This is a genomic window from Pseudomonas sp. TKO26, assembly GCF_003225665.1.
In the GTDB taxonomy this organism is placed as follows: Bacteria; Pseudomonadota; Gammaproteobacteria; order Pseudomonadales; family Pseudomonadaceae; genus Aquipseudomonas; species Aquipseudomonas saponiphila.
This window is the reverse complement of record NZ_QKLN01000037.1, coordinates 134,119-147,642: the sequence shown is the minus strand read 5'-3', so window position 1 is coordinate 147,642 and position 13,524 is coordinate 134,119. Positions and strand designations below refer to the sequence as shown.

16 protein-coding genes are annotated in these 13,524 nt (G+C 61.4%); 10 read left to right on the top strand and 6 right to left on the bottom strand.

Annotation, left to right across the window (positions count from 1 at the left end; translation table 11 throughout):
- Window positions 1-223: 223 nt before the first annotated feature.
- The gene (locus DNK59_RS26430; protein WP_092311939.1) at window positions 224-502 is read left to right on the top strand and encodes a DUF3509 domain-containing protein; all 279 of its coding nucleotides are present in this window, start codon (window positions 224-226) and stop codon (window positions 500-502) included.
- Between the two features lie 71 nt (window positions 503-573).
- On the opposite strand, the gene DNK59_RS26425 is transcribed toward DNK59_RS26430, so the two are convergent.
- Genes DNK59_RS26425 through aroC form a run of 3 tightly spaced genes read right to left on the bottom strand, consistent with a single transcriptional unit; the run spans window position 574 to window position 3,393 of the window.
- Window positions 574-1,119, bottom strand: a complete 546-nt coding sequence (locus DNK59_RS26425; protein ID WP_110725131.1) for an acireductone dioxygenase — start codon at window positions 1,117-1,119, stop codon at window positions 574-576.
- A complete protein-coding gene (locus tag DNK59_RS26420; RefSeq protein WP_110725130.1) occupies window positions 1,116-2,273 on the bottom strand; it encodes an MFS transporter in 1,158 nt (385 codons plus the stop codon). Before DNK59_RS26420 ends, DNK59_RS26425 begins: the two co-directional genes overlap by 4 nt.
- Window positions 2,274-2,301: 28 nt before the next feature.
- Complete coding sequence (gene aroC, locus DNK59_RS26415; protein WP_110725129.1) at window positions 2,302-3,393, bottom strand: chorismate synthase; 1,092 nt, start codon at window positions 3,391-3,393, stop codon at window positions 2,302-2,304.
- A gap of 142 nt (window positions 3,394-3,535) precedes the next feature.
- Here aroC and DNK59_RS26410 point away from each other — a divergent pair, with 142 nt between their 5' ends.
- Complete coding sequence (locus DNK59_RS26410) at window positions 3,536-4,489, top strand: alpha/beta hydrolase (RefSeq protein WP_092311928.1); 954 nt, start codon at window positions 3,536-3,538, stop codon at window positions 4,487-4,489.
- 98 nt (window positions 4,490-4,587) lie between these two features.
- Window positions 4,588-5,379 carry a hypothetical protein gene (locus tag DNK59_RS26405; RefSeq protein WP_092311925.1) on the top strand — a complete coding sequence of 264 codons (792 nt, stop codon included), beginning with the start codon at window positions 4,588-4,590 and terminating at the stop codon, window positions 5,377-5,379.
- A 57-nt stretch (window positions 5,380-5,436) separates the two neighbouring features.
- Here DNK59_RS26405 and prmB read toward each other — a convergent pair whose 3' ends face one another.
- Entirely contained in the window at window positions 5,437-6,345 is a 909-nt protein-coding gene (prmB, locus tag DNK59_RS26400) for a 50S ribosomal protein L3 N(5)-glutamine methyltransferase (protein ID WP_092311922.1), read from the bottom strand.
- 240 nt (window positions 6,346-6,585) lie between these two features.
- Between prmB and DNK59_RS26395 the strand changes: the two genes are divergently transcribed.
- The 5 genes from DNK59_RS26395 (at window position 6,586) to DNK59_RS26375 (ending at window position 9,353) form a co-directional block, all read left to right on the top strand.
- Complete coding sequence (locus DNK59_RS26395; protein WP_092311919.1) at window positions 6,586-7,176, top strand: cysteine hydrolase family protein; 591 nt, start codon at window positions 6,586-6,588, stop codon at window positions 7,174-7,176.
- Between the two features lie 129 nt (window positions 7,177-7,305).
- Window positions 7,306-7,626: a hypothetical protein gene (locus tag DNK59_RS26390; protein ID WP_110725128.1), complete on the top strand. Its 321-nt coding sequence runs from the start codon at window positions 7,306-7,308 to the stop codon at window positions 7,624-7,626.
- A 74-nt stretch (window positions 7,627-7,700) separates the two neighbouring features.
- Window positions 7,701-8,258, top strand: coding sequence for a Smr/MutS family protein (locus tag DNK59_RS26385; protein WP_060840489.1), 558 nt, complete (start codon window positions 7,701-7,703; stop codon window positions 8,256-8,258).
- Between the two features lie 77 nt (window positions 8,259-8,335).
- Window positions 8,336-8,881 carry a GTP cyclohydrolase I FolE gene (gene folE / locus DNK59_RS26380; RefSeq protein ID WP_011062625.1) on the top strand — a complete coding sequence of 182 codons (546 nt, stop codon included), beginning with the start codon at window positions 8,336-8,338 and terminating at the stop codon, window positions 8,879-8,881.
- Between the two features lie 100 nt (window positions 8,882-8,981).
- Window positions 8,982-9,353, top strand: coding sequence for a glutathione S-transferase N-terminal domain-containing protein (locus tag DNK59_RS26375; protein WP_092311913.1), 372 nt, complete (start codon window positions 8,982-8,984; stop codon window positions 9,351-9,353).
- A 56-nt stretch (window positions 9,354-9,409) separates the two neighbouring features.
- Here the strand turns inward: DNK59_RS26375 and DNK59_RS26370 are convergent, their stop codons facing one another.
- Both DNK59_RS26370 and DNK59_RS26365 read right to left on the bottom strand, forming a co-directional pair.
- Complete coding sequence (locus DNK59_RS26370) at window positions 9,410-10,012, bottom strand: glutathione S-transferase family protein (RefSeq protein WP_092311909.1); 603 nt, start codon at window positions 10,010-10,012, stop codon at window positions 9,410-9,412.
- A 10-nt stretch (window positions 10,013-10,022) separates the two neighbouring features.
- Window positions 10,023-11,189, bottom strand: coding sequence for a PLP-dependent aminotransferase family protein (locus tag DNK59_RS26365; protein WP_110725127.1), 1,167 nt, complete (start codon window positions 11,187-11,189; stop codon window positions 10,023-10,025).
- 82 nt (window positions 11,190-11,271) lie between these two features.
- On the opposite strand from DNK59_RS26365, the gene DNK59_RS26360 reads away from it, so the two are divergent.
- Both DNK59_RS26360 and DNK59_RS26355 read left to right on the top strand, forming a co-directional pair.
- Window positions 11,272-11,715 (top strand): MarR family transcriptional regulator, encoded by a 444-nt coding sequence (locus tag DNK59_RS26360; protein WP_092317104.1) that lies wholly within the window; start codon window positions 11,272-11,274, stop codon window positions 11,713-11,715.
- A 287-nt stretch (window positions 11,716-12,002) separates the two neighbouring features.
- The gene (locus DNK59_RS26355) at window positions 12,003-13,352 is read left to right on the top strand and encodes an NCS2 family permease (RefSeq protein ID WP_092311903.1); all 1,350 of its coding nucleotides are present in this window, start codon (window positions 12,003-12,005) and stop codon (window positions 13,350-13,352) included.
- The last annotated feature ends 172 nt before the right edge of the window (window positions 13,353-13,524 follow it).

The window sequence follows — 13,524 nt, the reverse complement described above, 5'->3', positions numbered from 1 at the left end:
GGAGCCTGCAGTCACACCCTCGTGCCCAGGCCAGCCCCAACCCGCCGCCGGCCTGCAAAATGCAGGATGCACGATGGCCTTTCATGCAATTTGCACGAATCACGATTTCAACAAAAATTATAACTAATTGATTTAAAAGGAATTTTAAAAAAAACAATACTGGCACAATCACTGCACCTATCCGTTCACGCTTGCCATTCAAGAGCTAACGGAGCTGATAGACATGAGCCTGATCCAAGAAAAATTCTCCTCCCTGTTCTCCAACTTCGAAGTCACCACCCAGCCTCGTCCCGACGGCGGCATCCTGCTGACCTTGCGCAACAGCGAAGGCAAAGTGTTCAAGCGTTCGATTTCCTACGCGCAGCTGCACGCCGCCGACCAACTGTCCTGGGCCATCAGCGCGATTCGTCGGGATCTGGCCGAACAGGCCAGTGAACTGCCACAGATTTCCATGCTGCAAAGCCAGAACCGCTTTGCCCTGCCGACCTACCACAGCGCATAAAGCCTGCTGCCATGGTTCGACTGGCCGGCCCACCTTGCGTGGGACCGGCCTATGGCCGTTGTTCCTCGTGCCTAGTCTTCCAGCCGCGGGAACTGGCTGGCGATGGCGTCGCCGGTCGGATTGGCGACCCAGCCTTGCGCATTAGTGAACAGACGGATGGCCACCAGATTGGGTTCCTCGCCCATATCGAACCAATGCGCAGTGCCCGCAGGCAGCGAAATCAGGTCATTTCTTTCGCAGAGCACGGCATAGACGTAGTCGTCGATGTGCAGGGAGAACAGGCCGCGTCCGGCCACGAAAAATCGCACTTCATCCTCGCCATGGCGATGTTCGTCGAGAAAGCTGGCGCGCAGTTCGGCTTTCTGTGGGTGGTCGCGGTTGAGGCTGATCACGTCGACGCTGAGATACCCCTGCTCGGTCATCAACCGGTCGATCTGCTCTCGATAAGCGTCGAGCACCTCTTGCTGGCTGGCGCCCGGCGCGATGCGGGTGGTAGCCGGCCAGCGCTCGAAGCGAATGCCCTGCTCGGCCAGGGTCGCCGCGATATCGTCGAAATGGGTCAGAACCTTGTTCGGCAGGTCCGGGCTGGATACGTGGTAGACGGACAGGCTGCTCATGACGGCAACTCCTCTTGCATGCGGGTGGCAATGATAACGGCTGCGGCCATGGCGGCGACGCTGGCAATACTAAAGGTCAATGTGGCGCCCAGGACGTTCCAGCTGTAGCCGGCATACAAGGCCCCCAGCGCGCCACCGGTTCCAGCCAGCGCGGCATACAACGCCTGCCCCTGGCCTTGCTGGCGCGCACCGAAACTGCGCTGGACAAAATGAATCGACGCGGCGTGAAAACTGCCGAAGGTGGCCGCGTGCAACACCTGCGCCAGCAACAGCATCCAGAAATACTCGGCCAGACTGCCCAGCAGCAACCAGCGCAGCGCCGCCAACAGAAAACTCGCCAACAGCACTCGACGCACGGAAAACCGCGCGAGAATCCGGCTCATGGCCAGAAACATCAGCACCTCGGCCACCACTCCCAGGGCCCAAAGCACGCCGATCAGGCCGCGGGTATAACCCAGACGTTCCAGATGCAGGGTCAGGAAGGTGTAGTAGGGCCCATGGCTCATTTGCATCAACGCCACGCACAGGTAGAAGGCCAGTACCCCGGGACCGCGCAACTGCTTGAGAAATCCGTCCCCGGCCAGGCGCGGCCCCTGAACCACGGGGCGGGCATTGGGCACCCACAGGCTGCTGAGCACGATCCCCGCCATGATCAGCACCAGCGCCACGGGATAGATATCCAGGCTCAACCACTCGAATAGGCGGCCCATCGCGACCACCGTAAAAATGAAACCGATAGAGCCCCAGAGACGGATCTGGCTGTAGCGAGAGGCCTGCCCTTGCAAGTGCGCCAGGGTGATCACCTCGAACTGTGGCAGCACTGCGTGCCAGAAGAAGGCATGCAGGGCCATGACCATCGCCAGCCAGGCGTAGCTCTTGCTGACGAAGATAAGGGAGAAGCAGACCAGGGTGCAGAACGCGCCAAAACGCACGATTGCCAGGCGCCGGCCGGTGTAATCACCGAGCCAGCCCCACAGGTTGGGCGCTACGCAACGCATGAGCATGGGAATGGCCACCAGCTCACCGATCCGCGCGCTGGAAAAACCCAAATGATCGAAATACAACGCCAGGAACGGCGCGGTCGACCCCAGCAGGGCGAAGTAGAACAGGTAGAAGCTGGAAAGCCGCCAGTACGGCAGCGTCGCCCCGGCCATCAGGCCGTGGCGACTGGCAGAACCGCCATTACAGCTGACCCAATACCGGCGTGCTGACGCGCACGTCGGCATTCTGGCCGCGGTGACGCAGCAGATGATCCATCAGCACGATAGCCATCATCGCTTCAGCGATCGGCGTGGCGCGAATACCCACGCAGGGGTCATGGCGGCCCTTGGTGATCACGTCCAGCGGGTTGCCATCGATATCGATGGAGCGCCCTGGCGTGGTGATGCTGGACGTCGGCTTGAGCGCCAGGTGGGCGATGATCGGCTGCCCCGAGGAAATGCCCCCGAGGATGCCGCCGGCGTTATTGCTGAGAAAGCCTTGCGGGGTCAGTTCATCACGGTGCTCGGTGCCGCGCTGGGCGACGCAGGCGAAACCGGCGCCGATCTCCACGCCCTTGACCGCATTGATGCTCATCAATGCATGGGCCAGTTCGGCATCCAGACGATCGAAGATCGGCTCGCCCAGGCCCGGCATCACGCCTTCGGCCACCACGGTGATCTTGGCTCCCACCGAGTCCTGATCCCGACGCAACTGATCCATGTAGGCCTCAAGCTCCGGAACCTTGTCCGGATCGGGACTGAAGAAGGCGTTGTCTTCTACCGAATCCCAGGTCTTGAAGGGAATCTCGATCGGCCCCAGTTGGCTCATGTAGCCGCGGATCACGATGCCCTGGGTGGCCAGGTATTTCTTGGCAATGGCTCCGGCCGCCACGCGCATGGCGGTTTCCCGCGCCGAACTGCGACCGCCGCCGCGGTAATCGCGAATGCCGTACTTGTGGTGATAGGTGTAGTCGGCGTGAGCCGGACGGAACAGATCCTTGATCGCCGAATAGTCCTTGGACTTCTGGTCGGTGTTGCGGATCAGCAGGCCAATGGAACAGCCCGTGGTCTTGCCCTCGAACACTCCGGAAAGGATCTCGACTTCGTCGGGCTCCTGGCGCTGGGTGGTGTGCCGACTGGTACCGGGCTTGCGCCGGTCCAGATCACGCTGCAAATCCTCCAGTGACAGCTCAAGACCCGGCGGGCAGCCGTCGACAATGGCGACCAACGCCGGGCCATGGCTTTCGCCCGCGGTGGTGACAGTGAACAGCTTGCCGTAGGTATTGCCGGACATGCGGGGAGCTCCGTGAAATCAGCCGAAATAACTCAATCAGGATTACTGAAGGGCGCAAGTATACGCAGGCTACCCAACTAGTTCATCCTCGAACCTTCTGCCGCTGCCCGAGTCCAACTGGCACCTTATCCATGATGGCGTGATGATGCTGCGAGCCCTTCTCTTGAGCCTTTCCCTGTTCACCGGCCTGGTCCAGGCCACCGTCCTGCAACGCCCAGTCAGCCTGGACACCGGCCACGGCGAGCTGTATGGCTCGTTGCTGCTGCCCAAGTCCGAGCAACCCGTGCCGGTGGTGCTGATCATTTCCGGCTCGGGCCCCACCGACCGCGACGGCAACAATCCCGACGGCGGACGCAACGACAGCCTCAAGCGCCTGGCCTGGGTCCTGGCCAAGCACAACATCGCCAGCGTGCGCTACGACAAGCGCGGTGTGGCAGCCAGCCTCGCGGCGACCCCGGATGAACGCAACCTGACGCTCGATGCCTACGTGGCCGACGCTGTGGCCTGGGGCAACAAGCTCAAGGCCGACCCGCGCCTGGGCCAATTGATCGTACTGGGCCACAGCGAGGGGGCGCTGATCGCCAGCCTCGCCGCACCGCAACTGGATGCCGCGGGGGTGATCTCCATCTCCGGCACCGCCCGGCCCGTGGATCAGGTCCTGCGCCAGCAATTAAGTTATCGCCTGCCGCCAGCACTGATGGTGCGCAGCAATGAACTGTTGGACAGCCTCAAGGCCGGCCAGGTGGACACCGATGTGCCGCCTGCCCTGCAAGTGATCTTCCGCCCCAGCGTACAGCCCTATCTGATCACCCTGTTCCGCGAAGACCCGGCCGCCGCCTTCGCCCGTCTGAAAATGCCGGCACTGATCATTCAGGGCAGCAACGACATCCAGGTCAGCGTCGATGACGCCCGGGTACTCAAGGCGGCCAAACCGGATGCCCAACTGACCTTGATCGACGGCATGAACCACGTCATGCGCATCGTGCCCAACGATCTCAAGCGCCAACTGGCGTCCTACAAGGACCCACAACTGCCCCTGGCGGCAGAACTGGGCCGGTCGATCATCGGTTTTATTGACGGACTTCACACCCGTTAGGCTGTTTTTACCCTCCAGTCCTGAAAAAAACGGCCGATAAGCCTTTGCCGGCCGTTCGATTGCTGTCGGCGCGCAGCGATTGGACAGGACTTGCCCTTATGACTGATACCCCGAATTCACCCGCCTCCGAGCAGGAAGCCGCCGCACCGGAAGCACCGCCGTTGCCGTGGGCGGATGTTCAGGCCGAACATCACAAGATGCTGCGCCTGGCGCCCCTGAAGACCGATCGCGCCACCGGCGTGCGGCCTTTGCGCTTTGTCGAATTCGGTTACGCCGAACGCAGCAACAAAGAGCACAGCCTGCTGCGCATGACGATCCGCCTGCCCGGTCAGCGGGTGCGCAAGGAACAGAACCACCTGGATGTCTGGGTCGAACACGACACCCGTCGGGTGCACTTCGAGCCCGAGGGCGGGCTGCAGATCGAACCGCTGAACCGGGGCATCGGGCGCTTCCTGCTGGCCCAGGCCGCGCAGTGGGCGCAAAAGAAGTGGCCGCATTACCGGGTGGACGGCTTCGACCTCGCCAACAAGGACGCCCTCAATGAAGACACCCGCCTGCGTCGCGATCATGTGTTGCGCACCCAGGGCTTCGATGTGGTGTATGCCGACGCCCAGCACCTCAAGGGCAGCGTCAAGGATGTCCAGGTCGGCGAGTTGCTGAGCCAGTGGAACACCGAGAAGCTGCAGTTCGTGGAAATACTCGAAGCGGCGCAGATGCTCCAGCAGGCCGAACAGAACCTGGAGGAGCTGGAAGTCAATCTGCGCAAGCAGGAAGAGAAAGTCACCAAGTACAAACGTGAAGACACCGGCCTGCGCTTCACCATCACCTGCCTGGTGGCCTTCGCGGTATTCCAGGCGGGGCTGCTGATCTGGATTGCGACGCACCGCTGAGGCGCATCCTGCTGACTGTTCAAGTCAAGGCCCGCATCACGCGGGCCGGCCCATCACTCAAACGCGAGAAGCAAACAGCGCCTGATGTTCGCGGCACTGCTCCGCTGTGAGCATGAACACGCCGTGACCACCGCGCTCGAAGTCGAGCCAGGCAAAATCCACTTCCGGATAAAGCGCCTCGACGTGAACCTGGCTGTTGCCCACTTCAACGATCAGCAACCCCTTCTCGGTCAGATGATCGGCGGCTTCGGCGAGCATGCGTCGCACCAGATTCAGGCCATCGTCGCCACAGGCCAGGCCCAGTTCGGGTTCATGCTGGTACTCGTCCGGCATGTCGGCAAAGTCTTCGGCATCGACATAAGGCGGGTTGGACACGATCAAGTCGAAGCGCTGCCCCGGCAAGCCATCGAAGCCATCGCCCTGAACGGTAAACACTCGCTCGTCGACGCCGTGGCGCTCGATGTTCTGATTGGCCACTTCCAGCGCTTCGAAGGACAGGTCGGCCAGCACTACTTCGGCGTCGCGGAATTCGTAGGCGCAGGCGATGCCGATGCAACCGGAGCCGGTACACAAGTCGAGAATCCGCGCTGGCTCGTTGCCCAGCCAGGGTTCAAAGCGTTTTTCGATCAGCTCGCCGATAGGGGAACGGGGAATCAGCACTCGCTCATCGACAATGAACGACATGCCGCAGAACCAGGCCTCGCCCAACAGGTAGGCCGTGGGCACCCGCTCTTCGATACGGCGCTTGAGCAGGTGCTGCAGATGGACCAGTTCGTCCTCTTCCAAAGCACAGTCCAGATAGCTGTCGGCAATTTCCCAAGGCAGGTGCAAGGCACCGAGCACCAGTTGGCGGGCCTCGTCCCAGGCATTGTCAGTGCCATGGCCGAAGAACAGATCCTCCCCATGAAAACGGCTGACAGCCCAGCGGATATGGTCGCGCAAGGTGCGCAGGCGGGAAGTGATCACGGGACAGACTCCTGACAAAACGACCGGCAATACTACCAGCCAAAACGCCCGCCGACGACGAATGAAAAACCGTAGCCAGGCGATCGTCCGCCGCGCAGGTTTTACCGCTCAAAGGTCAATACCTTGCCCCTCTTGACAAGGCTGCAGGCCAACAACGGCGCACCTTACGTTAGTAGCGATTCACAGAAGCGCTCTGCCAGAGGACAATGTCGCAAAAGCCCCACTCACAGGAGCCCCAGAATGTCCGTTCCAAAGACGATGTTTCAACTCAGCGGTCGTGGTTACGCCGCGGCCAATTTGAGCCACGCGACCCTTGTGATCATCGACGCCCAGAAAGAGTACCTCAGCGGTCCCCTGGCCCTGTCCGGCATGGACGCGGCCGTAGCCAATATCCGTAAACTGCTGGTGGCGGCCCGGGCAGCCGGCCGGCCTATCGTGCATGTGCGCCACCTCGGCACCGTCGGCGGCCTGTTCGATCCCCAGGGCGAGCGCGGTGAGTTCATCCCGGGCCTTGAGCCGCAAGGCGACGAAACCATCATTGGCAAGCTGTTGCCCAGCGCCTTCCATGGCACCGAACTGGAAAAACGCCTGCAAGACCTCGGCTCCCTGGACCTGATCGTGGCCGGTTTCATGAGCCACTCCAGCGTCAGCACCACCGTGCGAGCAGCCAAGAACCTGGGTTTCCGCTGCACCCTGGTGGAAGACGCCTGCGCCACCCGCGACCTGCCCCACAAGGGCGGCATCCTCAGCGCCGAGCATGTTCAGCAGACCGAAATGGCAATCATGGCCGACAACTTCGCCACCCTCGCCCAGACCGCAAGCCTGATCTGATCAGCCCTGATGAGCGGCTGCCGGGCCGCTCATCCATAAACGCCTCGCATTTGCAGCAATTGCCCTAGCCTCAGGAACCACCCGGTCAACTCCCGGTCGAAGGGCCGATACCCATTGAGGAAGGTCGGAATGAAGATATCCGATGGTTTTGACGCACGCCGGTTGCGGCCCAGAAGCCCGCGAAACTGGCGATTGCGCCTGGGGGCGGGACTCTCCGCATTGCTGGCGACATTCGGCGTACTGCTGGCGATGGCGGGTGCGGCCAGCCTGCTGGGCCGCGCTCCGGCGCTGGGAGAACTCAATGCCAGCGCGGCGGGGTCGGCGGTGATTCTGGCGGTTGGCCTGTTGCTGCTGTATGTCGGCGTTCGCCTGTGGCGGCGTTGCCGGCGACGCATGCGCCAGCCCCTGGCGTTGAACATGGCGCCGCACCTGATGAAAAAACACGACTGACGAATCTGGGTGCGATTTGCACGCCTGAAGATCTGCCGAGTTGGGTAAACTAGCCGCCCTTCGCGGAGGCTGACATGCAAGACGACGATTTTTCCCTGTTCAAGAACGAGATCCGCGGCGTCAAGCCGATCAAGCACGATCGTGCCGACACAGGCAAACCCAAGGCTGACCGCGCGCAGATCGCCAAGCTGCGCCAGGCCGCCACCGTGCGCAGCGAAACCACTACGGTGGATGGGCTGTCGGACCAGTTCGTCATCGATGTAGGACCGGAAGATGAGCTGATGTGGGCCCGCGACGGGGTCCAGGAAAGCCAGATGCGCAAGCTGAAAATCGGCCAGATCCCCTTCGAAGGCAGCCTCGACCTGCACGGCATGACGGTAGAAAAGGCCCGGGAAACCCTCTGGGCATTTCTGGCCGAAGCCACCCGTTTCGAGATCCGCTGCGTGCGCGTCACCCACGGCAAGGCCGTGCGTCTGGATGGCAAGCGCCCCATGATCAAGAGCCACGTCAACACCTGGCTGCGCCAACATCCACAGGTGCTGGGCTTCACCTCATGCCAGGCCAAACACGGTGGCACCGGTGCACTTTACGTGATGCTCAAACGCACCATGATGGAAGGCCGTGACGAATAAAGCCGCTGCATCACGCTTGCAGCGTCGTGTCCGCCACCGTACCCTTGCCCTTTGCGTAAAATCCCACAGGTAGTTTCATGTCTCTGGAACAGAATTACACCGCGATCCTCGGCCAATTGGGCGAGGACGTCTCCCGCGAGGGCCTGCTCGACACGCCCAAGCGTGCCGCCAAAGCCATGCAGTACCTTTGCCGCGGTTATGCCCAAACCCTGGAAGAGGTCACCAACGGTGCCTTGTTCAGCTCCGACAACAGCGAAATGGTGCTGGTCAAGGACATCGAGCTCTACTCGCTGTGCGAACACCACCTGCTGCCGTTTATCGGCAAGGCGCACGTCGCCTACATTCCCAGCGGCAAGGTTCTGGGGCTGTCGAAAGTGGCGCGCATCGTCGACATGTATGCCCGTCGCCTGCAGATCCAGGAAAACCTCAGCCGGCAGATCGCCGACGCCGTTCAGCAAGTGACCGGTGCCCTGGGCGTCGCCGTGGTGATCGAAGCCAAGCACATGTGCATGATGATGCGCGGCGTGGAGAAGCAGAACTCGTCAATGATCACCTCGGTGATGCTGGGTGAGTTCCGCGAGAATGCGGCGACCCGCAGCGAGTTCCTCAGCCTGATCAAGTGACAGGCGGCAAGCAAGAAACCGGCGATGATCGCCGGTTTTTTTTCGCCCGGCAAAATCAGGTAAGCTGCCGCCCCTTCATTCATGGGCAAGAGGCAATACCGTGATCGTCAAAGCGCTGCGAGTCGGCCTGGGTCAACTCATCATTTTCATCGACTTCATCACCCGTCCGCGCAAGCAGAAGCGCACAGCTGCCGCTCAGGCGAAGGTCGAAGCGGCCGCCAAGGGCCTGACCCTGTATCAGTTCCACGCCTGCCCGTTCTGCGTGAAGACCCGCCGCACCCTGCACCGCCTGAACGTGCCGGTGGCCCTGCGCGACGCCAAGAACAACGAGCAGGATCGCCAGACCCTGCTGGAACAGGGCGGCAAGATCAAGGTGCCGTGCCTGCGGATCGAAGAGAACGGCCAGACCACCTGGATGTACGAGTCCAAGGTGATCATCGATTACCTGAACCAGCGCTTCTCGGCGGCCTGAGGCCATTGCCCGGGACGAAGCCGTCCCGGGTCAGTTGCAGATCCGGCCAGGTCCGCTCAATCGAACATCCCGACATGCCGCGGATGGCTCTGCACTCGCTGGATCCAGGCCTGGATGCCTGGGTATCGGGCCAGGTCGAAGCCGCCTTCATGGGCCACATGGGTGTAGGCAAAGAGCGCGATATCGGCAATGGAGTAGTGCTCGCCCACCAGATAAGGCGTGCGACTCAGCTGCTTTTCCATCACATCCAGTGCCTTGTAGCCACGTTTGTGCAACTTCAGGTATTCCTCCCGGCGCGCTTCGGGCAAGCCTTCGTAGACTTGGATAAAACGCGCTACGGCAATATAGGGCTCATGGCTGTATTGCTCGAAGAATTGCCACTGCAGAACCTGGGTGCGCAGGCGCGGTTCACTGGGCAGGAACTCGCTGCCATCGGCGAGAAAGTTGAGAATCGCGTTGGACTCCCACAGACAAGTGCCGTCCTCCAGCTCCAGCACCGGAATCTTGCCGTTGGGATTTTTCGCCAGGAATGCCTCGGTCTGGGTGTCGCCTCCGAGAATGTCCACCGCCTGCCATTCATAGGGCAGCCCCAGCAAATTGAGCATCAGCTTGATCTTGTAGCAGTTGCCCGAACGGTAATCGCCATAAACCTTGTACATGGCCCTCCCCTTAGGCTGCCTGTGCAGCCTGTGCTTGACGTATCACGGTGGCCAGCCGCTTGAGGCCTTCGTCCAGACGCGTCGGATCGATATGGCTGAAATTCAGCCGCAGATGCCCATGATTGCGTTCCGGCTCAGAGAAGAACGGTTCGCCGGGCATGAAAGTCACGTCCTGCTCCAACGCCGACTGGAGCAAAGTGCGGGTATCCAGGGGCTGTTTCAAGCTCAACCAGAAAAACAGACCGCCCTCGGGCACCTGCCAATCTGCCAGATCGGCGAAATGACGATGCAATGCCAACTGGAAAGCATCCCGTCGCTGGCGGTAGAAACCGCGCAGCGCGTCCAGATGTTCCTGGAACTGCCGGCTGCCGATCCATTGCATGGCTTGCCACTGGCCGACGCGGTTGGTGTGCAGGTCAGCAGACTGCTTCAAACGCAACAGATGGGGGAACAGGTCCGGGCTGGCAATCAGGTAGCCGACCCGCAATCCCGGGAGCAAGGTTTTCGACACCGTGCCGGTGTAGATCCAGCTGGCCTTCTGCAGACGACTGACAATCGGCGTGGCACTGCCACCATCGAAAGACAGTTCGCGATAGGGTTCATCCTCGATCAGGGTGACCCCGAACTCGTCCAGCAACGCCGCCACGGCTGTGCGCTTGCTCTCGCTATAACGCACCGCCGATGGGTTCTGGAACGTCGGAATCAGGTAGACGAAGGCCGGACGATGCTGTTCCAGGCCCGCACGCATCTGCGCCAGGTCCGGGCCGTCAGCCTCCAGGGGCACCGTCAGGCAGTCGGCACCGAACAGCTGGAAGATCTGCAGGGCCGCCAGATAGGTCGGGGCCTCCAGCATGATCCGCGTGCCCTTGTCGATGTAGAGCTTGGCTGCCAGATCAAGAGTCTGCTGGGAGCCGCTGACCACCAGCACCTGGCTCGCCTCACACGGCAGACCCAGCCTGCGCGCCTCGGCCGCCAGGGCCTCGCGCAACTGCGGCTCGCCTTCACTCATGCCGTACTGCCCCATGGACAGCGGCATGTCTTGCCACTGCACCTTGGGTAGCATCACTTCGGCCGGCAGGCCTCCAGCGAACGACATCACTTCCGGGCGCTGGGCCGCTGCCAGGATTTCACGGATCAGGGAGCTTTTGAGGCGCGATACACGTTCGGAGAAAGCCATGGAGATCACCGCTAGCGAAGGAGGGGGAAAATACGTCAAACTGCTTGACCGAAATTACGCCGACTCCCGCAGATACGTCAATATGCTTGACCTTAAAAACCAGACCTCGCAACAGGCCGCCATGGAGGCTTTCTTCTTTGGTTATCAGGCCTTCACCGCCAAGGCCGACGAAATGCTCGAACGCCGGGGCCTGAGTCGCGTGCACCAACGCATCGTGTTTTTCATCGCGCGCTACCCGGGCCTGAGCGTGAAAGAGCTGCTCAATCTGTTGGGTGTGAGCAAGCAGGCGCTGAACACGCCCTTGCGCCAACTCATGGAAATGCACCTGGTGGACAGCGTCGCTCCGGACAGCGACAAACGAAAACGTCTGTTGCAGCTGAGCGCCGAGGGTTCGCGTTTCGAACAAGCTTTGCGCCGCGAACAGGTCAAGCTGCTGCAACGCGCCTTTAGCGAAGCTGGAGAAAGCGCCGTCGACGGCTGGCTGGCGGTGAACCAGGCCCTGGCCGGAAAAACCGCAGACAACTGATTCCGCCCTCCCTTGCCGTCCGCTCGGGCGGCATCCATCGCACATACACGGCAGTCGGCCCCAGGGCATAACCAGGGGCCGGTATATAGCCACGCCCGCAGATTTTTCGCACACAAAAGCAAAAACATTATTTGCTTTCTTTGTATACAAAAGCATAATTCGCCCGTGCGAGTTCTTGACCTAAAAGTCAACAAACCCCGCAAGCCCTGCCTGCCTCAAAGAGCCGTCGCCCACCTTCTGACGCCCGGTTCTGGAAAAAACAATAAAACTCTTGAGGAGTACTCGCTGTGGAAAGCCGCAAATCCGAAGCCTCTCCGCTGGACCTCTCGCCCTCGCTGAACAGCGGCTGGCTGGAACGCATCTTCAAACTCAGGTTGCATGGCACCACGGTGAAGACCGAGCTGATTGCCGGTCTGACAACCTTCATCACCATGGCTTACATCATCTTCGTCAACCCCAACATCATGGCCGACGCCGGTATCGATCATGGCGCCGCCTTCGTCGCCACCTGCATCGCCGCAGCCCTGGGCTGCCTGTTGATGGGGCTGTACGCCAACTGGCCGGTGGGCCTGGCCCCGGGCATGGGGCTGAATGCCTTTTTCACCTACACCGTGGTCGGCACCATGGGCTACCACTGGGAAACGGCTCTCGGAGCCGTGTTCATTTCCGGCGTGCTGTTCATGATCCTGACCCTGTCCAGGGTCCGCGAATGGCTGCTCAACAGCATTCCGGTGAGCCTGCGCTATGCGATGGGCGCCGGGGTCGGTCTGTTTCTCGGCCTGATAGGCCTGAAAACCGCCGGCATCATCGTCGACAGTCCGGCAACCCTGATCAAACTCGGCTCCCTGCGCGAGCCCGGCCCGCTGCTGGCGGCGATCTGCTTTCTGATGATCGCGGTGCTCAGCTACCACCGGGTGTTCGGCGCCATCCTGATCAGCATCATCGCGGTGACTCTGGCCGGCTGGGGCATGGACCTGGTGCACTACAAGGGTATCCTCTCCACCCCACCGAGCCTGGCGCCCACCTGGATGGCCATGGATATCGCCGGGGTGTTCAACGTCAGCATGATCAGCGTGGTCCTGGCCTTCCTGTTCGTGCACATGTTCGATACCGCCGGCACCCTGATGGGCGTGGCGCAGCGCGCCGGCCTGGTCAACCCGGACGGCAAGATCGAGAACCTTTCCCGAGCCCTCAAGGCAGATAGCGCCTCCAGCGTCTTCGGTGCCGTGGTCGGCGTACCGCCAGTGACCAGTTACGTGGAAAGTGCCGCCGGGGTGGCGGCCGGCGGGCGCACCGGGCTGACGGCGGTCACCGTTGGCGTGCTGTTTATCGCCGCCATGTTCTTCGCGCCGCTGGCGGGCATGATCCCCGCCTACGCCACAGCCGGCGCCCTCATCTATGTGGCGATGCTGATGATGGGCGGCATGGCCCATATCAACTGGGACGAGGCCACCGACAGCATTCCGGCGATCGTCACGGCGATCATGATGCCGCTGACCTTCTCGGTTGCCGACGGCATTGCCCTGGGCTTCATCACCTATGTGGTGCTCAAGGCCGGCACCGGCAAGCACAAGGAAATCTCCATCAGCCTGTATGTCTTGTGCGCGATCTTCATTGCCAAGTTCGTCTTCCTCTAGGCCCTCCTGCTCCAAACAGGCCCCATCCCGTTGGATGGGGCTTTTTCGTTGCGCAACCCTGGGCGGCCCAGGGTCCACTCTCGCCGAAACTGGCCCACACACCGATCAAGGCTGCATGCCGGACAAAAAAAGCCCGCAGTGTGAGCGGGCAAGGACCAAAAGAAGCTATTTG